This is a genomic window from Stenotrophomonas sp. DDT-1 (assembly GCF_001580555.1).
Lineage (GTDB): Bacteria > Pseudomonadota > Gammaproteobacteria > Xanthomonadales > Xanthomonadaceae > Stenotrophomonas > Stenotrophomonas sepilia.
In genome coordinates this window covers 33,364-53,828 of the sequence record NZ_LEKR01000016.1, presented here as the reverse complement: position 1 = coordinate 53,828, position 20,465 = coordinate 33,364, and the positions used below count along the sequence as shown (strand labels likewise).

Sequence of the window (20,465 nt, the reverse complement as noted above, 5' to 3'; positions counted from 1 at the left end):
TGATGGTGGATCGTTGCAGGAAGGAGGGAAGCTGCGCGTCAACGCTTGTCGAACCACACCGTCTGCGCGTTGACGAATTCGCGGATGCCGAAGTGCGAGAGCTCACGACCGAAGCCACTCTTTTTCACGCCGCCGATCGGCACGCGCGGGTCTGAAGCGGAGAAGCCGTTGACGAACACGCCGCCGGTCTGCAGCCGGCGCGCCAGCTGCATGGCCCGCGCGCGGTCGCCGGTCCACAGGTTGCCGCTCAGGCCGAATTCGCTCTGGTTGGCCAGTTCCACCGCATGGTCGGCGTCGCGGGCGCGACTGATCGAGGCCACCGGCCCGAAGGTCTCGGTATCGAAGGCCTGCATGCCCGGCTCCACGTCCGCCAACACGGTGGGCGCATAGAACGCGCCCGGGCGATCGAGCTGATGGCCACCGACGAGCAGCATCGCGCCTGCCTCCACCGAGGCGCGCACCTGCGCGTCCAACTGTTCCAGCAGGTCCTGGCGTGCCATCGGCCCGATGCGGTTGCCTGCCTCGCGGCCATCGCCGATGGTCAGTGCCTGCACCTTCTCGCAGAACTGCGCCACGAAACGGTCGTAGACCGCGTCTTCGACGATGATGCGCTTTCCGGCGATGCAGACCTGCCCGGTGTTCTGGAAGCGCGAGGCTACCGCCGCATCAACGGCGGCGTCCAGATCGGCGTCGGCCAGTACGATGAACGGATCCGAGCCCCCCAGCTCCAGCACCACCTTCTTCAGCGCCTGCCCGGCCTGGGCGGCGATGCTGCGGCCTGCGGCCACGCTGCCGGTCAGGGTCACTGCAGCGATGCGATCATCGGCGATCGCGCGGCTGGTGCCCTCGCGGCTGATGTTGGCGGCGATGAAGGTGCCTTCCGGCAGGCCGGCATCGCGCCAGGCCGCGTCGAGCAGCTGCGCGGTACCGACGATGTTCTCGGCCGGCTTCAGCAGGAAACCGTTGCCGCCCATCAGGATCGGCACCGCCGCACGCATCACCTGCCAGTACGGGAAGTTCCACGGCATGATGCCCAGCACCACGCCCAGCGGCAGGTAGGACACGTAGGCCTTGTCGTCGGGCACCTGGGTCGGTTCGTCGCGCAGGAACTGCGCGCCATGGTCGGCGTACCAGTCGCACAGCACGGCACACTTCTCGATCTCGGCCAGCGATTCGGCCTGTACCTTGCCCATCTCGGCGGTAGCCAGCGCGGCCAGCTTTTCGCGGTCACGCCGCAGTACGGCGGCCATCGCACGCAGTACGTCTGCGCGCTGTTCGAGGCTCTTGACGCTCCAGGCCGCAAAGCCGACCTGGCCGCGATCGAGGATTGTTTCCAGCTCGGCATCGGTGGCGAAGGGATGGCTGGCGATCTGCTGGCCGGTGGCCGGATCGCGGGAAATGGCGGTGGTGGGGGCAGCGGACATGCAGGGCTCCTGTTGTCTCGGCAACGGGCAGCGGCCCGTCTTCTGCCCAGAAATGTGGACCCGATTGGCGGAGGCAACAAGGCGTCTGCTTATCCTGTGACCTGCACTTACCTGTGTGAATGGGGTTATCGGCAGGGCTGCGCCCTGCACCCGCAGAGGCTTCAAGCCAAGCCAAGCCAAGGCAACGGCAACGGCAACGGCAGAAGCTGGCATTCCGTGGGTTGGCGGGGCGGGTCCGGTTGAGGGGGACGCTGCAAGTACCCCTCCGGGGCCCGGCCCAGCCGCTGGCGGCTGTGCGTTCGGGCGCTTGCGAAGCAGTGCTTCGCAAGCAAAGCGCCCTTACCCATGTAAGCTCGGTCGCCGCTTGCTCGTGTGCGCTGTCCTGCGCACACGAGCAAGCGGCTGCCAAGCCTACACGGACGTACTTGCGGCGTCCCCGCACTCCGACACCGCCCCGCCAAACCACGGAACCTAGCTCTGGCTCTGGCTCTGGCTCTGGCTTTGGCCGTTGCATTGAGCAGGTGCAGGGCTGCAAGCCCTGCCGATCAACCTACTTCCGCGGCAGGTAGGTCACCAGGGAAAGGTCGTGCCGGCTCTCCGGCACCAGCGCCACGTACTGCAGGTCCAGCAACCCCCGCGTGGGATGGTTGAGCTTCTTCGCACCTTCATCGAACCGACGCACGTCGTGCTCCGGCCACCACTGGCGAAACTCTTCGCTGTGCGCGGCGATGTCTTCCACCAGCGCCAGGAACGGGGCCTTGTCCGGGGCCTGCGCCATCGCCGCGCGGAAGCCCGCCAGCAGCCCGCGGGTCATTTCTTCCCAGTTGAGGATCAGCGTGCGATACGGCGGGTACAGGAACATCAGCCGCAGCGTGTTGCGCTCATGCGGCGCCAGCTGGCTGTAGTCCACGAAAAGATCGGCGATGGCCGGGTTCCAGGCCAGGATGTCGAAGCGGGTATTGCGTACGTAGGCCGGGATCGGCTGCATCGCCTCCACCAGCTGGCGCAGGCCATCGGTCACGCTCTCGTCCGGCGATTCCAGAGGCACGCCGTAGCCGGACAGCGCGAACGCGTAGGCGCGCTCGTCGTCGCTCATGCGCAGCACCTGCGCCAGGCGCTCCAGCACTTCGGGCGAGGCGCGCACTTCACGGCCCTGCTCGATCCAGGTGTACCAGCTGACGCTGACCCCGATCGCCAGCGCGACTTCCTCGCGCTTCAGGCCCGGGGTGCGCCGGCGCCCGGCCGGGAGGCCGAGCGTGGCGGGGTCGACACGGGCGCGGCAGGCCTTGAGGAAGCCACCGAGTTCCTTGCGTTCACTTTCGCTGCGCATCATCGGCCCGTCCTACCCCTTGTAGCGTCGAGCCATGCTCGACGCGTCTGCTACTGCGCCAACAGCAGCCGAGCATGGGCTCGGCTCTACCGGAAGCGTGATCAGCCACCCTCGGCGTTGCGCACGAGGGTGAGGAAATCCGCGCAGGCGCGTCGATCAGGCATCGGCGCGCTTGGAGCCCACGGCCAAACCGGCCTTCAGGCTGGCCTCGACGAACTCGTCCAGGTCGCCGTCCAGCACCTTCTGCGTATCTGAACGCTCGATGCCGGTACGCAGGTCCTTGATACGGCTCTGGTCGAGCACGTAGTTGCGGATCTGGCTGCCCCAGCCAATGTCGGACTTGGTGGCTTCCACCGCGTCCTTCTCGGCGTTGCGCTTCTGGATCTCCAGCTCGTACAGCTTGGCGGCCAGCATCTTCATCGCGTTGTCGCGGTTCTGGTGCTGGCTGCGGCCGGTCTGGCAGGCCACAACGATGTTGGTCGGGATGTGGGTGATACGCACCGCCGACTCGGTCTTGTTCACGTGCTGACCACCGGCACCGGACGAACGGTACACGTCGGTACGCAGGTCGGCCGGGTTGATGGTGATGTCGATGTTGTCATCGATTTCCGGCGACACGAACACCGAGGTGAAGCTGGTGTGGCGGCGGTTGTCCGAGTCGAACGGCGACTTGCGCACCAGGCGGTGCACGCCGGTCTCGGTCTTCAGCCAGCCGTAGGCGTAATCGCCTTCCACGCGCAGCGTGGCCGACTTGATGCCGGCGACGTCGCCACCGGAGACTTCCATCAGTTCGGTCTTCCAGCCGCGCGACTCGCACCAGCGCAGGTACATGCGCAGCAGGATCTCGGCCCAGTCCTGGGCTTCGGTGCCACCGGCACCGGCCTGGATGTCGACGAACGCGGCCGCATTGTCCATCTCGCCGGAGAACATGCGCTGGAACTCCAGCTTCTCCACGTGCGCCTGGTGCTTGTCGAGGTCGGCGACCACCGCCAGTGCGGTCTCCTCGTCCTGCTCGGACTCGGCCAGCTCCAGCAGTTCAGTGGCGTCGTTCAGGCCATCGAGCACCGAGGCGATGCCGCCCACGGTCTTTTCCAGGCTGGAACGCTCGCGGCCCAGGTTCTGGGCGTACTCGGCGTTGTTCCAGACGTCGGGGCTTTCCAGCTCCCGCGTTACTTCTTCAAGACGCTCTTTCTTGGCGTCGTAGTCAAAGATACCCCCGAAGCGACAGCACGCGATCGGTCAGATCGGTGATGCGCTGGCGGACAGGATTCAGTTCGATCATGTCGGCGGTTATGCATTCAAAAGATGACTGGTAATGATACCGCAGGCCGGGGATGCCCGGAATGAGGGCCTGGGCCTGCGCCGGGGCTCCAGCATGATGCACTGGCGCTGCATTCAGGCGGGCGATGTCCGCCTTGGCGCGGGGAGCCGGCCGGGCTGCGGCCGACCCCACACAGGGCCTCCTTGCCCCAGAGCGGCGTCGACGAGGGTCTTCCTTGCCCCCCCTCGGACGGCCACTTGGGGCAGTTGACTATTTAACCTCGAACTCGCCCACCAGCACGGTCTCGGCACGGTCCTTCAGTCGCATCGTCACCATCTGATCCTTCTGCTTCGGCGTGCCCCAGTGGGTGGTCAGCCGCAGCATCAGGGTTGTCGCACCGGTCACCAGCTGCTGGCGGCTGCCAAAGTAGTTCGCCTCCACCTTGTACTTGCCCGGCTTGGCGTTGCGCAGCGAGAACTGCTCGGGGCCATAGCCGCCGGTAAAGTCCTGCGACATCTGCCCGCCCTGGTACGTCAGCCGATTACCGTAGTAAGCGCGCTCGCCGTTCGGGTCGGTTACCCACAGGTCCATGTCGCTGTTGTCGGCGTCCCACGACAGCACCACGCGGAGGTCCAGCGGCATCGCCTGCAACAGGCGCGGGTCGATGCCGGTGGTATCCAGCCGGGGCGTGCTGCCGGCCACCAGGTTGGTCAGCTCATCCAGTGCGATCAGGGCGATGCCATCGAAGCGGCTGTCCCACGGCCGCACCACCACCTGGTACAGCGGCGCCAGCGCCTGCTGTGGCTTGCCGGCCGCTGCCAGCGCCAGGCCCAGGTCGCGGAAGCTCTGCGGTTCTTCCTGGCCCATCGCCAGCACCTGCTCGAACACCGGCACCGCCAGTGCGGGAGCATCGGCCTGCATCAGTCGGTAACCGAGCACGCGCAGCAGGTGGCGGTTGTCCAGATCCATTTCGGCCAGGTTCGACAGCACCCGCAGTGCCAGCTCGCGCTGGCCCTGCTCCAGCAGCAGGTCGGCCACATCGAGGAAGAACGCGCTGCTGTCGGCGTGGGCATCGCGCTCGGCCAGATAGCGGTCATAGAGCTGCGACGGCGGCCCCTGGCGCAGGCGCCGGGCGATGGCCGAGTCCGGCTGCCAGGCCGCCAGCTGGATGCCGAGCTGGCCGTCGTTGGCGGCAGCGGGCGCAGTGACACGGCCACCAGTGACCGTGATTGAATCCAGGGCCTTGTTCGATGCAGGCGCTGAGCGACGTGCACGCGCGCTGCTGGCTTCCATGCGTTGCTCGGTCGCCGCCATCGGCGTGGGGGCGGGCGGAGCGGCGGGGGCAGGCGCGGCGAGCATCGCCATCGGGGCCGATTCCATCGCGTAGTCCGCCGAGGCCACTTCCAGTGCCCCGCCCTTCGCCTGCGGCGGCGCATCCTTCGGCCAGCTGCGGTTCCACCACTGCTGGCGCTCCTTCCAGCGGGCGGCCACTTCATCCAGGCGCTGGCGATCAGCAGCGGCGCGATCTCTTACCTGCACTGCAAACCTGGCGTCGTACTCGGCGCGCAGCGTGCCCGAAGGGCGGATCGCATAGCGCAGGTAGTCCTCCAACGTCTCCAGCACGATCAGCGAGGTATCCGGCCCCACCAGGCCAAACTGTTGTGACAGGCGCTGCATCGCCTCGCGGTTGCCACGGCGGTCGGCGGCCAGCTGCTGCAGACGCGCCTGCGCCCACAAACCGGCCAGCAGTTCACCGTCCTTGCTCTTCTGCGTGGCGGGCAACGCCTGCCATTCGCCGCCACCCACGCGCACCCGCATCGGCACACCGTCGGCTGCCAGTCGTGCGTGCAGCCACAGCCAGCCGTCGGCTTCACTGCGGCGATCGATCACTACTTCCTGCACGCCGCGTCCCGCATCGACCTGCACATCCAGCGGCGATGCCAGCAACGCGTGCACCGCCGCATCGACATCCTTGCCCAGCGCGACGAAGCGACCGCCATGCGCCTCACTCCAACCCCGCAGTCGCACGGCATCGGTGCGCGCGCCGGCGCTGCTGACGGCAAACAGGCGTTGATCCGGCGCCATCGCCGACAGCTGTTCCGGCCCATAGGTCAGCAGGCCATCGCTAAACAGCAGGTATTCCTTCACGCTCGATTGCGGCTGCCACTGCGCCAGCGCGCTGGCACCGTCCGGGCGCACGGCCTGCAGCGCTGCACGCAGCTCGCTCCAGTTACCGGCGCGGATGCGGAAGCGCCTTACCGGCTCGGCGCGATCGCGCAGCACGGTCAAGGCCACGGTGCCGTCGCCCATCGCGGCGAAGTAGTGATCCAGCAGTACGAACTCACGCGTGCGTTCGCGCTGTCCCGCCGAACCGGAGCCGTCCCACAGCAGGCCGATTTCGCTCGGCAGTCTGCGCGGCGTGCTGCTGGCCGCCACCGGCAGCTGCGCCAGCAGGTAATGGCCGTCCTGCCAGGGCGCCACCTGCACCTGTGCCTGGCGGGCTGCCGGCAGCTGCCACTGCAGCTGTTGCGGCAGCTGCGCACCCCTGCCCTGCCACTGCAGCTGGCCCGCGCTGATGCGGAATGGCGCCGTACCTACGGTGGTCGTGCCAGGTGCCTGCAGTTTCAGTTCAACCGAGGCTGCACCGGCAGCAAACTGCAGCGGCAGCGTCCACTGCCAGCCTTGGCCGGCGAAGGCCAACGGCTCGCGAATCACCAGCTGCACGCGCCGGCTGCCGCCGGCCGGCAGCGGATAGATGCGCAGCCGGAACTGGTTGCCGGCGGTCTGTTCCAGCAGCCCCGGGTCGACGCCACGACGGGCGATCTCCTCGAACACCTGGCGGCCGCGGTCCTTGGGCACCGGCACCGCGTCACGCATCTCGCCGTTGATATCCAGCGCGAAGCCGCTGATCTGCTGGCCATCGGCCAGCGGGAACTGCAGCTCGCCCTCCAGTACCCGCCGGTTGGGGTTGTGGAATTCCAGCGTGATCCGGGTCTGGGCGATGCCGGCCTGCACTTCGCCTTCGATGCGGGCTTGTCGTAATTGAACCGGCTGCTCAGCCGCCGGTGCGATCAGCAGCGGGGTGGCGGCCTGCGGCCGGGAGATCGGCGGCGACTGCGCGCCAGCGGGCCAGGCCGCAAGGGCCAGCAACAACACAATGCAGCAACGGGCGAAGACCATGACCGGACTCCAGTGGGATCGTGGATCGTTGAACGCACCAGCAGCCGTAACGGGGTTGGGAGACCAAAAAATGGGGACGGAGGGGATTAAGTCGCAACTGGCAAACAAGGCACAAGCGACTTAATCCCCTCCGTCCCCTTTTTCTCAGGCGGGCAGGCAGTGCTCGACGATCAGCTGGATGGCGCTGCCGCCGCGATAGTCGTCGCAGGCGAGCCGATAGGCGAGATGCACGTGGCGACTCGGCGCGTTGCCGTGCCAGCCGCCGAAATGGATGGCGTTGATGGTGCCGGGTACGCCGGGCAGGCGCAGTTCCAGCTTCAGGTGACGCTCCTTCAGCACGCGCCAGTTGGCCACTTCGAAGCGGCCATCGAACAGTGGCTCGGGGAAACCCTGGCCCCACGGCCCGGCCAGGCGCAACGCATCGGCGTGGCGATGGTCCAGCTCGTCCGCGGCCAGCTCGCCGTCACTGAGCACCTGCTGCTGCAGTGCCGCCGGATCGAGCATCTCCAGCACCACCGCGACGAAGGCTGCCTTGAAGTCATCAACGTGGTCACGCCGCAGGCTGAGCCCAGCCGCCATGGCGTGGCCGCCGAAGCGTTCGATCAGGCCTGGGTGGCGCGCATCGACCAGCGCCAGGGCGTCACGGATGTGCAGCCCGGGAATCGAGCGCGCAGAGCCACGCAGGGTATCGGCGCCGGGCTCGGCCGGGGCGAAGGCGATCACCGGACGATGCAGGCGATCCTTCATCTTCGACGCGACCAGGCCGACCACGCCCGGATGCCAGTCGGCATCGAACAGGCAGGCCGCCACCGGTCGCTGCCCCGACATGTCGAGCACCACGCGGGTCAACGCCTGCTCGGCGTCATCGGTCATCGACTGCTGGACGGCGCGGCGTTCTGAGTTGATCTGCTCCAGCGTCTGCGCGATCTCGCGCGCCTGGCGCGGGTCTTCGGTCAACAGCAGCGCGATGCCCAGCGCCATGTCTTCCAGCCGGCCTGCGGCATTCAGGCGCGGGCCGAGTGCAAAGCCGATGTCGGTAGCGGTCAGCCGCGCAGCATCACGGCCGCTGGCTTCGATCAGCGCACGCAGGCCGACACAGCCCTGCCCCGCGCGCAGACGGCGTAGGCCTGCGCTGACCAGCGCACGGTTGTTCGGGTCCAGCGCTACCAGGTCCGCAACGGTGCCCACCGCCACCAAGTCCAGCAGCGTGGTCAGGTCCGGTCCCTTGCCATCGGCAAAGACGCCGGCCTCGCGCATCTGCCGGCGCAGCGCCATCAGCACGTAGAAGATCACGCCGACGCCGGCCAGTGACTTGCTGGGGAAGGCATCACCGTCGAGATTGGGATCGACGATGACATCGGCCGGCGGCAACTGCGGCCCGGGAAGGTGATGGTCGGTGACCAGCACCTGCCAGCCGCGCGCCTTGGCCGCGGTCACGCCCGCATGGCAGGCAATGCCGTGGTCGACCGTAACCAGCAGGTCCGGCTGCAGCGCGGCCAGCTCCTCCACCAGCGACGGTGACAGGCCGTAGCCGTGCACCATGCGGTTCGGCACCGCGTGGAAGACGTGTTGCGCGCCGAGCATGCGCAGGCCCCGCACGCCGACCGCACAGGCGGTGGCGCCATCGCAATCGAAATCGCCGACCACCAGGATGCGCTTGTCGTTGGCGATGGCCTCGATCAGCAGACCCACCGCATCATCGATGCCGGTCAGCAGCTCAGGCGCGTGCAGATTGCCCAGCTTCGGCTGCGCCAACTCCGGTGTACCTGCGCCACGGCTGGCATAGAGACGCGCCAGCAGCGGCAGCGTGCCCTCCGGCCAACTGCCGGGTACGACCGCATCGCGGCGGCGGATCATCGGCGTATCAGAGGCGGGCTGCACAGCATCGGCGGCAAGGGACATCGGCATCGCCGGTTACGAAAGACCTGCACATCATAACGTGCACCACTCTCCCAGTCGGCTGCCGCTGCTGACGAGGCACCTTGGCTCTTCGGCCAGCAGCATTTGGATTTCACGACCGCATCTTCCATGCTTGCCTGCCCTGGAACGGACTTCCATCCATGACCCGCACCCTGCTGACCGCGCTGATGGCACTCACCGTGGCCTCGGCCGCCCACTCCGCGACGCCTGAGCCCAGGCCCGGGGTCGAATTCGAACACAACGACTGGTCGCTGGCCTGTGACAACACCCGCACCTGCCGCGCGGCTGGCTACAGCCCGCAAGCTGCGGGCAACCTGCTCAGCCTGATGCTGGAGCGCGCCGGCGGCCCGGGTACGAAGGTGCTCGCGCGGCTGCGCAATGGCGAGGATGGCGGAAGCCCGACGCCGACCGGGGCGCTGCGCCTGCACCTGAACGGCAAGGACCTGGGCCCGGTGCGCGACACCGGCGACGGAGATCAAGTACTGCTGCAGCAGGGACAGACCGATGCGCTGGTCGCCGCGCTGCCGCGCCAGGCACGCATCGACATCATCGACGGCGAGGGCAAGGCGTGGCCGATCTCCGACCGCGGTGCGGCGGCCGTACTACTGAAGATGGACGAGGCCCAGGGCCGGCTGGACACGCCGGGGGCGCTGGTGCGGCGTGGCGACAAGCCCGAAACGAGCGTACCTGCGGCGTTGCCGGTGCCAGTGATCATGCGCGGCACACTGGTGGCACCGCGCGCCTCGGACGCGGCACTGGCGAAAGCACCGGGCCTGCGCAAGGCACTGATCGCCAGCCTGCCGAAGCCGGATGAGTGCGCCCGCCTGAGCGAGGGCGGGACAGACGAGATCGAGATCCAGCGACTGGACGCCCAGCATGTGCTGGCAAGCACCAGCTGCTTCATGGGTGCCTACAACTTCAGCAGCGGCTACTGGGTAGTGCAGGACAGGGCGCCGTACCAGGCGAAGTTCGTGACCTCCAACGCGGAGGACTTTGATCGCGATGACGCGACGCTGCGCGGGCGCTTCCGTGGACGCGGCATCGGTGACTGCTTTTCCGGCCACGACTGGGCCTGGGATGGCGCGCGATTCGTGAAGAGCGGCGAGTTCACCACCGGGCAGTGCCGCGGCGTGGCGGGTGGTCATTGGCAGCTGCCGACGGTGGTCAGCGAGGTCCGTTGAGGCGCCGCTATCTGCGATAGTGCCGCCCGCTGGCCGGCAACCCCGGCAAACATCGGGGTCAACGCCGTTTTCCGATGGAAAACGGATCCGACCCCGATCAGTCGTGCAGCTGGCGCGGCTTCTTCCAGAACTGCCAGCGCTGGCCACGGTCCAGCTGGAACTGCAGGCCATCCTCGAAATCCAGCACCAGCCGCTGCAGTTCGCCACGCTTGAGCGCGGCCAGCAGCGGCCGGATCGCATCATTGCCGAGCTGCTGCAAAGAGCGCAGCTGGCGCAGATCAACCAGTGCATCCACCGCCTGCTCGCCGTCCACGGCCACACCAGCCGCCAGGGCCAGGCCCTGCAGCAGCGCGTCGCGGCTGCGCACCTGCGCGTGCGGGGTGCTGACCGACACCGGCATCACGCCACCGCCCCAGAACCACAGCGAGTTGATCGGCTGCTGTCCCTGCGCGGCACGCTGCTGGTTCCAGGAATGGTTGTGCAGCAGCACCTGTGCCTCGGTCATCAGCGCCCGCCATCGACGGCCGCCCTGCCCTTCCGGCAGGTGCGAGAACAGGTCATCACCCAGCACCTCGTCGGGGCTGTCGAAGTCCGGCAGCTCGCTGTCGATCGGCAGCCGCAGGTACCAGCGCGAAGGATCGGGTGCGTCAAGCACAAAGCCGGCGTCGGCGAACAACGGCTGCAACACCGGCAGCAACGCCAGGCAATCGGCCAGCGTCGGCCGCAGCGTTTCGCCGTAGGCCATCATCCGCGCGCCATGCATGTCCGGCACCATGCAGGCCGGATCGGCGCGCAGCCAGCTGGCGCCGGCGGCATCGCCGACGTCGCGCTGGCGGGTCAACGCGGCCACCGGCCAGTGCGGCGCGGCAACCGAGAAATGGCGTGTCAGCTGCGCGCGTTCGCCCGGCGCGACCTGCACCGTGGTGGCACGGCCGAGCGCACGTGCCACATCGTCCGGCAGCGCAGCCGCGGCAAAGCGGCTGCGTGCCGGCAACAGCAGGGTCGCCGTCGCCACGTGGTCAGTCCACGTAGCTGACGCTGACGATCTCGTACTCGCGTTGGCCGGCCGGGGCGTCGATCACGATCGAATCACCTTCCAGCTTGCCGATCATCGCGCGCGCCACCGGCGAGGAAATCGCGATCAGGCCCTGCTTGATGTCCGCCTCCAGGTCACCGACGATCTGATACTTCTTCTCTTCGTCGGTTTCCACGTCGGCCAGGGTCACGCTGGCGCCGAACACCACCTTGGAGCCGGCATTGAGCTTGCTCACGTCGATGATTTCGGCGTGCGACAGCTCGCCCTCCAGCTGCTTGATGCGGCCTTCGATGAAGCCCTGTTCCTCGCGCGCGGCGTGGTACTCGGCATTCTCCTTCAGGTCACCGTGCTCACGCGCTTCGGCGATGGCCGCAATGACCTTCGGGCGCTTGACCGACTTCAGGTGATCCAGTTCGTCGCGCAGCTTCTGCGCGCCCTTCATCGTGATCGGGGCTCTCATGCATTCAACTCCTTGTGCAGCTCCTGCAGCGACCAGACGGGGCCGGTGCCGCGGAATTCCAGTGAATCCACCAGCGCCTTGGCGCCGGCAATGGTGGTCGAGTAGGTGACGCGATGCTGCAGCGCCTCGCGACGGATCGAGAACGAGTCGTTGATCGCCGAACGACCTTCGGTCGTGTTGACGATGTAGACGATCTCGCCGTTCTTGATCGAGTCGACGATGTGCGGACGGCCTTCGACCACCTTGTTGATGATCTCGCAGTCCATGCCGTGCTGCTGCAGCCACGCAGCGGTGCCACGGGTGGCAACCAGGCTGTAGCCACGCGCCAGCAGTGCCTTGGCCACCGGCAGCACGCGCTTCTTGTCCGGGTCGCGCACCGAAACGAAGGCCTTGCCGACCGGCGGCGCCTTGATGCCGCCGGCTTCCTGCGCACGCGCAAAGGCGGCGTTGAAGCTGCGGCCGACGCCCATCACCTCGCCGGTGGAGCGCATCTCCGGCCCCAGGATCGGGTCGACGCCCTGGAACTTGGCGAACGGGAAGATCGCTTCCTTCACCGAGTAGTAGTCCGGCACGATTTCCTTGGTCGCACCCTGCTCGGCCAAGGTCTTGCCGGCCATGCAGCGGGCGGCGATCTTGGCCAGCGGCATGCCGGTGGCCTTGGACACGAACGGCACGGTGCGCGAGGCACGCGGGTTCACTTCCAGCAGATAGATGGTGTCGGCACCTTCGTCGCTGGTCTGGATCGCGAACTGGGTGTTCATCAGGCCGACCACGTTCAGGGCCTTGGCCAGCTCCACCACCTGGCGGCGCAGCTCGGCCTGGGTTTCAGCCGACAGCGAGTACGGCGGCAGCGAGCACGAGGAATCGCCCGAGTGCACGCCGGCTTCTTCGATGTGCTCCATCACGCCACCGATCAGGACGTTGCCCTCCTTGTCGGCGATGATGTCGACGTCGCACTCCACCGCGTTGTCGAGGAAGCGGTCCAGCAGCACCGGCGAATCGTTGGACACCTTCACCGCGTCGCGCACGTAGCGGGCCAGGTCGGCTTCGCCGTAGACGATTTCCATCGCACGGCCGCCCAGCACGTAGCTCGGGCGCACCACCAGCGGGTAGCCGATCTCGCGGGCCAGCAGCAGGGCTTCCTGATCATTGCGGGCGATGCGGTTCGGCGGCTGCTTCAGCCCCAGCCTGTCGACCAGCTGCTGGAAGCGCTCGCGGTCTTCGGCCAGGTCGATCGAGTCCGGGCTGGTGCCGATCACCGGCACGCCGTTGGCTTCCAGCGCGCGCGCCAGCTTCAGCGGGGTCTGGCCGCCGTACTGCACGATCACGCCCTTCGGCTGTTCCAGTTCGACGATCTCCAGCACGTCTTCCAGGGTCAGCGGCTCGAAGTACAGGCGGTCGGAGGTGTCGTAGTCGGTCGACACGGTTTCCGGGTTGCAGTTGACCATGATGGTTTCATAGCCATCCTCGCGCAGCGCCAGCGCCGCGTGCACGCAGCAGTAGTCGAACTCGATGCCCTGGCCGATGCGGTTCGGGCCACCGCCCAGGATCATGATCTTGTCGCGGTTGCTCGGCGCGGCCTCGCACTCGTCCTCGTAGGTCGAGTACAGGTAGGCGGTGCCGGTGGAGAACTCACCGGCACAGGAGTCCACGCGCTTGTAGACCGGGCGCACCTTGTGCGCACGACGCAGCGCGCGGATGGCGGCTTCGTTGGTGCCGGTCAGCTGCGCCAGGCGCGCGTCGGAGAAGCCAGCGCGCTTCAGCTTGCGCAGGCGTGCGGCATCCAGCGCATCGATGCCACCGGCGGCGACTTCGCCTTCCGCCGCGATGATTTCCTCGATCTGGTCCAGGAACCAGTGATCGATGAATGACAGTGCGTAGATCTCTTCCACACTCATGCCGGCGCGGAACGCATCGGCCACATAGAACAGGCGCTCCGGGCCCGGCGCCTTCAGCTCGCGACGCAGGGTCTGCAGGTCGTCTTCGTTGCCCAGGTCCAGACCGGTCGGGTCGAAGCCGACCTTGCCGGTTTCCAGGCCACGCAGGGCCTTCTGCACCGACTCCTGGAAGGTGCGGCCCATCGCCATCACCTCGCCCACCGACTTCATCTGGGTGGTCAGGCGGGCATCGGCGGCCGGGAACTTCTCGAAGGCGAAGCGCGGGATCTTGGTGACGACGTAGTCGATGGACGGCTCGAACGAGGCCGGGGTCAGGCCGCCGGTGATTTCGTTCTTCAGTTCGTCCAGGGTGTAGCCCACGGCCAGCTTGGCGGCGACCTTGGCGATCGGGAAGCCGGTGGCCTTGGAAGCCAGCGCCGACGAACGCGACACGCGCGGGTTCATCTCGATGACGACCACGCGGCCGGTCTTCGGGTTGATGCCGAACTGCACGTTCGAGCCACCGGTATCGACGCCGATCTTGCGCAGCACGGCGATGGAGGCATCGCGCAGGCGCTGGTACTCCTTGTCGGTCAGGGTCTGCGCCGGCGCCACGGTGATCGAGTCACCGGTGTGCACGCCCATCGGGTCCAGGTTCTCGATCGAGCAGACGATGATGCAGTTGTCCGCGGTATCGCGGACCACTTCCATCTCGAATTCCTTCCAGCCCAGCACCGACTCTTCCACCAGCACTTCGGTGGTCGGCGACAGCTCCAGGCCGCGGCTGACGATCTCGACCAGCTCTTCGCGGTTGTAGGCGATGCCGCCACCGCTGCCGCCCAGGGTGAAGCTGGGGCGGATGATGGTCGGATAGCCGACGCGGGTCTGGATTTCCAGCGCTTCGTCCAGGGTGTGGGCGACGGCGGCGGTCGGGCACTCCAGGCCGATCTCACCCATGGCCACGCGGAACAGCTCGCGGTCTTCGGCCATGCGGATCGCTTCGCGCTTGGCACCGATCAGCTCGACGTTGTACTTCTCCAGCACGCCGTGGTCGGCCAGGTCCAGCGCGCAGTTCAGCGCGGTCTGGCCACCCATGGTCGGCAGCAGCGCATCGGGCTTTTCCTTGGCGATGATCTTCTCGACCGTCTGCCAGTTGATCGGCTCGATGTAGACGGCGTCGGCCATCTCCGGGTCGGTCATGATCGTGGCCGGGTTGCTGTTGACCAGCACCACGCGGTAACCCTCGTCACGCAGGGCCTTGCAGGCCTGGGCACCGGAGTAGTCGAACTCGCAGGCCTGGCCGATGACGATCGGGCCAGCACCGATGATGAGGATGGTCTTGAGGTCAGTGCGCTTGGGCATTTTCTTCTCTAAGTCAGTACAGCGTGACAAGGTGGAGTGATCGCACGCTGTCGATCAGGAATCTTGATCCGCAGCGCCGCGCCAGTGGCAGCAGCGATGCGGGGTTTACGGTCCATCGCGACGCCACCGGGGGGCCGGCGGCGTACTGATCACGCCTTGGCCTGCTCCATCAGCGCCACGAAACGGTCGAACAGCGGACCGACGTCGTGCGGGCCCGGCGATGCTTCCGGGTGGCCCTGGAACGAGAACGCCGGCACGTCGGTGCGGGCGACGCCCTGGTTGGTGCCGTCGAACAGCGAACGGTGGGTCACGCGCAGGGTCGGCGGCAGGGTTGCTTCGTCGATCGCGAAACCGTGGTTCTGCGAGGTGATCATCACCCGGCCGCTGTCCAGGTCCTGCACCGGGTGGTTGGCACCGTGGTGGCCGTGGCCCATCTTCATGGTCTGCGCGCCCGAGGCCAGGCCCAGCAGCTGGTGGCCCAGACAGATGCCGAAGGTCGGGATCTTCACGTCGATGAAGGTCCTGATCGCTTCGATGGCGTAGTCGCACGGTTCCGGGTCACCCGGGCCGTTGGACAGGAACACGCCGTCCGGCTTCAGTGCCAGCACTTCGGCGGCCGGGGTCTGCGCCGGCACCACGGTCACTTCGCAGCCGCGCTCGGCCAGCATGCGCAGGATGTTGGTCTTCACGCCGAAGTCGTAGGCCACGACCTTGAACCGGGCCGGCACGCTGACGAAGGCGTTGGCATCCAGGTCCAGCTGGCCCTCGGTCCAGGTGTAGGTCTTCTCGGTAGTGACGACCTTGGCCAGATCCATGCCCTTCAGCCCCGGGAACTTGCGGGCGGCTTCCAGTGCCTTTTCCACGTCGATGTCGCCGGCCATCAGCGCACCGTTCTGCGCGCCCTTCTCGCGCAGGATGCGGGTCAGCTTGCGGGTGTCGATGCCGGCGATGGCGACCACGCCACGCTGGATCAGCCAGTCCTGCAGCGACACCTGGCTGCGCCAGTTGCTGGGACGGCGCGGAACGTCTCGCACGATCAGGCCGGCCGACCACACCTTGGACGCTTCATCGTCCTGGTCGGTCATGCCGGTGTTGCCGATATGCGGATAGGTCAGCGTGACCATCTGCCGGGCGTAGGACGGGTCGGTCAACACTTCCTGATAGCCGGTCATGGCGGTGTTGAACACCACTTCACCGACGGACAGGCCGGGCGCGCCTACGGATTCGCCCTCGAATACGGTGCCGTCTTCGAGGACGAGGATTGCGGCTTGGGTCACGGGAATCTCACTTTGGCTACCGAGGGGGCTGCCGAAGTCACGCCTGCGCTTCACGGAAATCCGGTTGCAAAAAAGCGCGGACGTACGGTCTGGGACCGGTCCGGCTTTCGTGATTCGGCGAGTGCGAATTGTAGCGCTGCCGGGGCGCTCGCGCCAGCGGTTATCGCGCCTCATGAACAGGCGATTGCGCATTCATTTCGATCCGGCCGGGTATGCGGCACCCGCTGGTAGCGCCGGGCCATGCCCGGCGGAACCGACACCGACGCCGGGCACGGCCCGGCGCTACCGGTTAACGCGGCCCGTCCAGCAGATCGCGCACCCGGTAGCTGCCCGGGGCTCGGCCCTGCAGCTGGCGGGCGGCGAACAGGGCGCCGCGGGCGAAGATGTCGCGGTTGGTGGCCCGGTGTACCAGCTCGATGCGCTCGCCCAGCCCGGTGAACTGCACCAGGTGCTCGCCGACGATGTCGCCGGCGCGCAGGCTGGCGTAATGCGGCTCCGCCCCGCCCCGCTGCGCGGCCGCGCCCAGGGTCAGTGCAGTGCCCGATGGCGCGTCCTTCTTCTGGGTGTGGTGCGATTCGACGATGTCGCAGTCCCAGCCAGCCAGCGCCTGCGCCGCGCGCTCCACCAGTTCGTCCAGTACCGCCACGCCCAGGCTGAAGTTCGAGGCCCATACCAGCGGGATCTTCGCCGCTGCCGCATCCAACGCCTGGCGCTGCGTGCTGGAAATACCGGTGGTACCCGACACCAGCCCTGCCCCGCGATCGACGCACAGCGCCAGCAGCGGGTCGAAGCCCTCCGGCAGGCTGAAGTCAATGGCCACGTCGAACACCGGCGCACCGGGCAGTTCGCTGGCCGCGAAGAACGGCACACCGTCGATTACGCGCTGGGCCGGCGCGCGACCGGTCACGGCGGCCACGATCTGCAGGGTTTCGGAATGTTCGGCGGCCAGCCGCAGCAGGGCTTGGCCCATGCGCCCGGAGGCACCGTGAATGAGCAATCGCAGGGGAGTCTGGTTCATGCCTGCAGGCTAGCGGCAGCACGCCCGCTCCGGCAAGCGCCATCGCTGCGATGCTGCTTGCCCCTGCGGTGACGGGTTTGCCACTGGACGCGGCAACGCTCCCCTTCAAGTCTGTGGCCCTTCCCTCAGCCCGGGCAAAACCCATGAAATCCTCGACCGTCTTCAGCAAATGCGCCAGGAAGACCGGTTATGCCGGGACGTCGACCACGCGCTACCGCTTGCTGGATGCCGCCCTGCTTGTCGTTAATCACCAGCGCGCCAGCGAAAGCCGGGGCTTCTATGTGAATGCTGGACTCTACTTTCCAGAGCTGCTCGCGTATCCCCTCGCGCCTGACGATCTTGAAACGGCTTTCCGGTACCGCTCCAGCATTCCCACGCCCCATGTCGACTGGCGGATCGAAGAAACGCCAGGCCTGCGCCGGACCTTCATCCAGCAGGACCTTGAAGATCTGCTGGAGGCCGGCAACCGCGACGCGTTGAAGGCCCTGCTGCTCGATGCCCTGGCCGACGTGGCGGGTTTCGCAGCAGCCCATGGAAACCGCCAATCGGTGCGGCGATTGAATCAGGACGGGAACTTCCGCGCGATCATCCGCAGAGAGGTCTGAACCCTGGAAAGCGTGCGGGTCGAAAGTTCGCTCCCTCCGGACAGCCGCGGTCCAGCATGGCTGGACGCTACTTCTTGGTCGGCCCGCAGCTGTCGCACCCCCCACAGGCACCGTTACCACCGCTGGCCGGCGGCGCGATCTTCCGCCCCAGCGCCTGCAGCCAGGCCGCGCGACCCGGCTTCAGCAGGGCCAGCGCCAAGGCCCCGCGCAGCGTGCGCACGGTACCCGGGAACTGCTTCTTCAGTACCACCCAGGCACTGACCAGCACGGCCACCGCGATGATCAGGTACTGGATCAGCAGCCCGGTTTCCATCAGCCGCCTCCCAGCGCCTTGGTCACCTGATAGGTGATCAGCGCGGCCACGTAAGCCGCGGCAAACAGGTAGAACGCGGCAAAGCCCATCTGCTTCCAGGAGTTGGTCTCGCGCTTGATGGTCGCCAGCGTCGAGATGCACATCGGGGCGTAGATGTACCAGACCAGCAGCGACAGGGCCGTGGCCAGCGACCAGCCATCGCTGATCAGCGGGGTCAGCGCCTGGCTGGCGGCATCGTCATCGGCGGCCGACAGCGCATACACGGTGGCCAGCGACGACACCGCCACCTCACGCGCGGCCAGGCCCGGAATCAGCGCGATGCAGATCTGCCAGTTGAAGCCCAGCGGTGCGAAGAACACCGCCATCGCATGGCCGATCCGGCCGGCGTAGCTGTAGTCGATGGCCGGCATCGTGGCATCCACTGGTGCCGCCGGGAACGACAGCAGCACCCACAGCAGGATGGTCAGCGCCAGGATGATGCCACCGACACGCTTGAGGAAGATCATGCCGCGCTCATACAGGCCCACCGCCAGGTCACGCACATGTGGCAGGCGGTACGACGGCAGCTCCAGCATCAGCGGATGCTCGCTCTTGTCGCGGCGCCACTTCTTCATGATCCACGACATCGCCAGCGCACTGAGGATGCCGGCGGCGTACAGGCCGAACAGGACCAGGCCCTGCTGGTTGAATACCCCCCACACCGTCTTCTGCGGAATGAACGCACCGATCAGCAGGGCGTACACCGGCAGGCGCGCCGAGCAGGTCATCAGCGGTGCGACCAAGATGGTGGCCAGGCGGTCACGCGGGTCCTGGATGCTGCGCGTGGACATGATGCCCGGCACCGCGCAGGCGAAGCTGGACAGCAGCGGGATGAACGAGCGGCCGGACAGGCCGGCGGCGGCCATCGTGCGGTCGAGCAGGAACGCCGCACGCGGCAGGTAGCCGGATTCCTCCAGCACGAGGATGAAGAAGAACAGGATCAGGATCTGCGGCAGGAACACCACCACGCCACCGACGCCGGCGATGATGCCGTCGGTCAGCAGGCTGGCCAGCGGCCCCTCCGGCAACACGCTGCCAACGAGAGCACCGAGCCAGGCGAAGCCAGCCTCGATGCCATCCATCAACGGCGTCGCCCAGGCATAGACCGCCTGGAAGATCAGGAACATCACCACCGCAAGGCTGATCAGCCCGAACACCGGGTGCAGCAGCCAGCGGTCCAGCGCGTCGTCGATCTTCGCGGTCCGCGCCGGCATCCGCACGGCGACCGACAGGATCTCGCGCACCTTGGCGTGGTAGTCGATGCCACCTTCCGGGCCCGGCACCGGCGCATCCAGGTGCGGCACCATCGCATCGAGGCGCTCGACCAGGGCCTTGGCACCCTGCTTGCGCACCGCCACGGTCTCCACCACCGGTACGCCCAGCTCGCGCTCCAGCGCTGCCACGTCCACCTGGATGCCACGGCGCTGGGCCGCATCGACCATGTTCAGGGCGACCACCATCGGCTTGCCCAGCTCACGCAGTTCCAGCGCGAAGCGCAGGTGCAGGCGCAGGTTGGTGGCGTCGATCACGCACAGCAGCACGTCCGGCGCAGCTTCGCCCGGGTAGAAGCCCCGGCACAGGTCACGGGTGATCGCCTCGTCCAGGCTGGCCGGATGCAGGCTGTAGGCACCCGGCAGGTCGAGCACGGCGAATTCGCGGCCGGACGGCGCACGCAGGCGGCCTTCCTTGCGCTCTACCGTGACGCCGGTGTAGTTGGCGACCTTCTGCCGGCTGCCGGTCAGCTGGTTGAACAGCGCGGTCTTGCCGCTGTTGGGGTTGCCGACCAGCGCGATGCGCAGCGGTGAGGCGGAGACAGTGGCGGTCATGCGCGTCGTTCCTGACTGACGGCGTCGACCACGACGCGCTTGGCTTCACTGATCCGCAGCGCGAACCGGGTGAACCCGACCTGCACCAGCAGCGGCTCGCCCCCCACCGGGCCCTTGGCCACCAGGCGTACTTCCTCGCCATTCACGAAACCCAGCTCGCGCAGGCGACGGGCAATGGCATCGTTGGCATGCAGGTCCTGCACGGACTCGACCACGGCCGAGGTGTGCAGCGGCAGTTCGGACAGCGTCATCTAGCGTGTTCTCTGCTGGATGTAAATGGTTCTCGATTCTAACATTCCCGCGTCGCGTCATGGCCCATGACCAATGGCCCGCTATGATCCATACAGGTATGGAGT

At 67.2% G+C, this 20,465-nt stretch carries 16 protein-coding genes; 2 read left to right on the top strand and 14 right to left on the bottom strand.

The window, feature by feature from the left end; all coding sequences use genetic code 11:
* Nucleotides 1–38: 38 nt before the first annotated feature.
* The 6 genes from AB839_RS10230 to recJ form a co-directional block, all read right to left on the bottom strand.
* Nucleotides 39–1,424, bottom strand: coding sequence for an NAD-dependent succinate-semialdehyde dehydrogenase (locus AB839_RS10230; RefSeq protein WP_061479276.1), 1,386 nt, complete (start codon nt 1,422–1,424; stop codon nt 39–41).
* Between the two features lie 550 nt (nt 1,425–1,974).
* Complete coding sequence (locus AB839_RS10225; RefSeq protein WP_019661470.1) at nt 1,975–2,757, bottom strand: helix-turn-helix transcriptional regulator; 783 nt, start codon at nt 2,755–2,757, stop codon at nt 1,975–1,977.
* 153 nt (nt 2,758–2,910) lie between these two features.
* Nucleotides 2,911–4,036 (bottom strand): peptide chain release factor 2 gene (prfB, locus tag AB839_RS10220; protein WP_111008336.1). Its coding sequence is split into 2 segments (ribosomal slippage): nt 2,911–3,960 and nt 3,962–4,036, totalling 1,125 coding nucleotides; the frame shifts between segments, so codons are not numbered across the junction.
* Complete coding sequence (locus AB839_RS21720; RefSeq protein WP_061479275.1) at nt 3,959–4,207, bottom strand: hypothetical protein; 249 nt, start codon at nt 4,205–4,207, stop codon at nt 3,959–3,961. The genes prfB and AB839_RS21720 overlap by 78 nt, the downstream gene beginning before the upstream one ends.
* Nucleotides 4,208–4,285: 78 nt before the next feature.
* The gene (locus AB839_RS10210; RefSeq protein WP_061479274.1) at nt 4,286–7,195 is read right to left on the bottom strand and encodes a VIT domain-containing protein; all 2,910 of its coding nucleotides are present in this window, start codon (nt 7,193–7,195) and stop codon (nt 4,286–4,288) included.
* 144 nt (nt 7,196–7,339) lie between these two features.
* Nucleotides 7,340–9,097 carry a single-stranded-DNA-specific exonuclease RecJ gene (recJ, locus tag AB839_RS10205; protein WP_061479293.1) on the bottom strand — a complete coding sequence of 586 codons (1,758 nt, stop codon included), beginning with the start codon at nt 9,095–9,097 and terminating at the stop codon, nt 7,340–7,342.
* A gap of 158 nt (nt 9,098–9,255) precedes the next feature.
* On the opposite strand from recJ, the gene AB839_RS10200 reads away from it, so the two are divergent.
* Nucleotides 9,256–10,296: a DUF1176 domain-containing protein gene (locus AB839_RS10200; protein ID WP_061479273.1), complete on the top strand. Its 1,041-nt coding sequence runs from the start codon at nt 9,256–9,258 to the stop codon at nt 10,294–10,296.
* 97 nt (nt 10,297–10,393) lie between these two features.
* Here the strand turns inward: AB839_RS10200 and AB839_RS10195 are convergent, their stop codons facing one another.
* From AB839_RS10195 to AB839_RS10175, 5 genes are all read right to left on the bottom strand, one after another.
* On the bottom strand, nt 10,394–11,311 hold the full coding sequence (locus tag AB839_RS10195; protein ID WP_061479272.1) for a hypothetical protein: 918 nt from the start codon (nt 11,309–11,311) through the stop codon (nt 10,394–10,396).
* Between the two features lie 4 nt (nt 11,312–11,315).
* Entirely contained in the window at nt 11,316–11,792 is a 477-nt protein-coding gene (gene greA / locus AB839_RS10190; protein ID WP_005409483.1) for a transcription elongation factor GreA, read from the bottom strand.
* Entirely contained in the window at nt 11,789–15,031 is a 3,243-nt protein-coding gene (gene carB / locus AB839_RS10185) for a carbamoyl-phosphate synthase large subunit (protein WP_061479271.1), read from the bottom strand. The genes greA and carB overlap by 4 nt, the downstream gene beginning before the upstream one ends.
* A gap of 149 nt (nt 15,032–15,180) precedes the next feature.
* The gene (carA, locus tag AB839_RS10180; RefSeq protein ID WP_061479270.1) at nt 15,181–16,308 is read right to left on the bottom strand and encodes a glutamine-hydrolyzing carbamoyl-phosphate synthase small subunit; all 1,128 of its coding nucleotides are present in this window, start codon (nt 16,306–16,308) and stop codon (nt 15,181–15,183) included.
* Nucleotides 16,309–16,597: 289 nt separating this feature from the next.
* Nucleotides 16,598–17,278 carry a dihydrodipicolinate reductase C-terminal domain-containing protein gene (locus AB839_RS10175; RefSeq protein ID WP_061479269.1) on the bottom strand — a complete coding sequence of 227 codons (681 nt, stop codon included), beginning with the start codon at nt 17,276–17,278 and terminating at the stop codon, nt 16,598–16,600.
* Between the two features lie 191 nt (nt 17,279–17,469).
* On the opposite strand from AB839_RS10175, the gene AB839_RS10170 reads away from it, so the two are divergent.
* The gene (locus tag AB839_RS10170) at nt 17,470–17,931 is read left to right on the top strand and encodes a DUF4304 domain-containing protein (RefSeq protein ID WP_061479268.1); all 462 of its coding nucleotides are present in this window, start codon (nt 17,470–17,472) and stop codon (nt 17,929–17,931) included.
* A gap of 67 nt (nt 17,932–17,998) precedes the next feature.
* Here the strand turns inward: AB839_RS10170 and AB839_RS10165 are convergent, their stop codons facing one another.
* The 3 genes from AB839_RS10165 to AB839_RS10155 are packed head-to-tail and all read right to left on the bottom strand — an operon-like array spanning nt 17,999 to nt 20,360.
* The gene (locus AB839_RS10165; protein WP_061479267.1) at nt 17,999–18,244 is read right to left on the bottom strand and encodes a DUF6587 family protein; all 246 of its coding nucleotides are present in this window, start codon (nt 18,242–18,244) and stop codon (nt 17,999–18,001) included.
* On the bottom strand, nt 18,244–20,109 hold the full coding sequence (locus AB839_RS10160; protein WP_061479266.1) for a ferrous iron transporter B: 1,866 nt from the start codon (nt 20,107–20,109) through the stop codon (nt 18,244–18,246). Before AB839_RS10160 ends, AB839_RS10165 begins: the two co-directional genes overlap by 1 nt.
* The gene (locus tag AB839_RS10155; protein ID WP_049464336.1) at nt 20,106–20,360 is read right to left on the bottom strand and encodes a FeoA family protein; all 255 of its coding nucleotides are present in this window, start codon (nt 20,358–20,360) and stop codon (nt 20,106–20,108) included. The genes AB839_RS10160 and AB839_RS10155 overlap by 4 nt, the downstream gene beginning before the upstream one ends.
* Nucleotides 20,361–20,465: the final 105 nt, after the last annotated feature.

Coding starts and splice junctions, on each gene's coding strand:
- AB839_RS10230 (WP_061479276.1), bottom strand. CDS start 1,424: ATGTCCGCTGCCCCCACCACCGCCATTTCCCGCGATCCGGCCACCGGC.
- AB839_RS10225 (WP_019661470.1), bottom strand. CDS start 2,757: ATGATGCGCAGCGAAAGTGAACGCAAGGAACTCGGTGGCTTCCTCAAG.
- AB839_RS10210 (WP_061479274.1), bottom strand. CDS start 7,195: ATGGTCTTCGCCCGTTGCTGCATTGTGTTGTTGCTGGCCCTTGCGGCC.
- recJ (WP_061479293.1), bottom strand. CDS start 9,097: ATGTCCCTTGCCGCCGATGCTGTGCAGCCCGCCTCTGATACGCCGATG.
- AB839_RS10200 (WP_061479273.1), top strand. CDS start 9,256: ATGACCCGCACCCTGCTGACCGCGCTGATGGCACTCACCGTGGCCTCG.
- greA (WP_005409483.1), bottom strand. CDS start 11,792: ATGAGAGCCCCGATCACGATGAAGGGCGCGCAGAAGCTGCGCGACGAA.
- carB (WP_061479271.1), bottom strand. CDS start 15,031: ATGCCCAAGCGCACTGACCTCAAGACCATCCTCATCATCGGTGCTGGC.
- AB839_RS10175 (WP_061479269.1), bottom strand. CDS start 17,278: ATGGGCCAAGCCCTGCTGCGGCTGGCCGCCGAACATTCCGAAACCCTG.
- AB839_RS10170 (WP_061479268.1), top strand. CDS start 17,470: ATGAAATCCTCGACCGTCTTCAGCAAATGCGCCAGGAAGACCGGTTAT.
- AB839_RS10165 (WP_061479267.1), bottom strand. CDS start 18,244: ATGGAAACCGGGCTGCTGATCCAGTACCTGATCATCGCGGTGGCCGTG.
- AB839_RS10160 (WP_061479266.1), bottom strand. CDS start 20,109: ATGACCGCCACTGTCTCCGCCTCACCGCTGCGCATCGCGCTGGTCGGC.
- AB839_RS10155 (WP_049464336.1), bottom strand. CDS start 20,360: ATGACGCTGTCCGAACTGCCGCTGCACACCTCGGCCGTGGTCGAGTCC.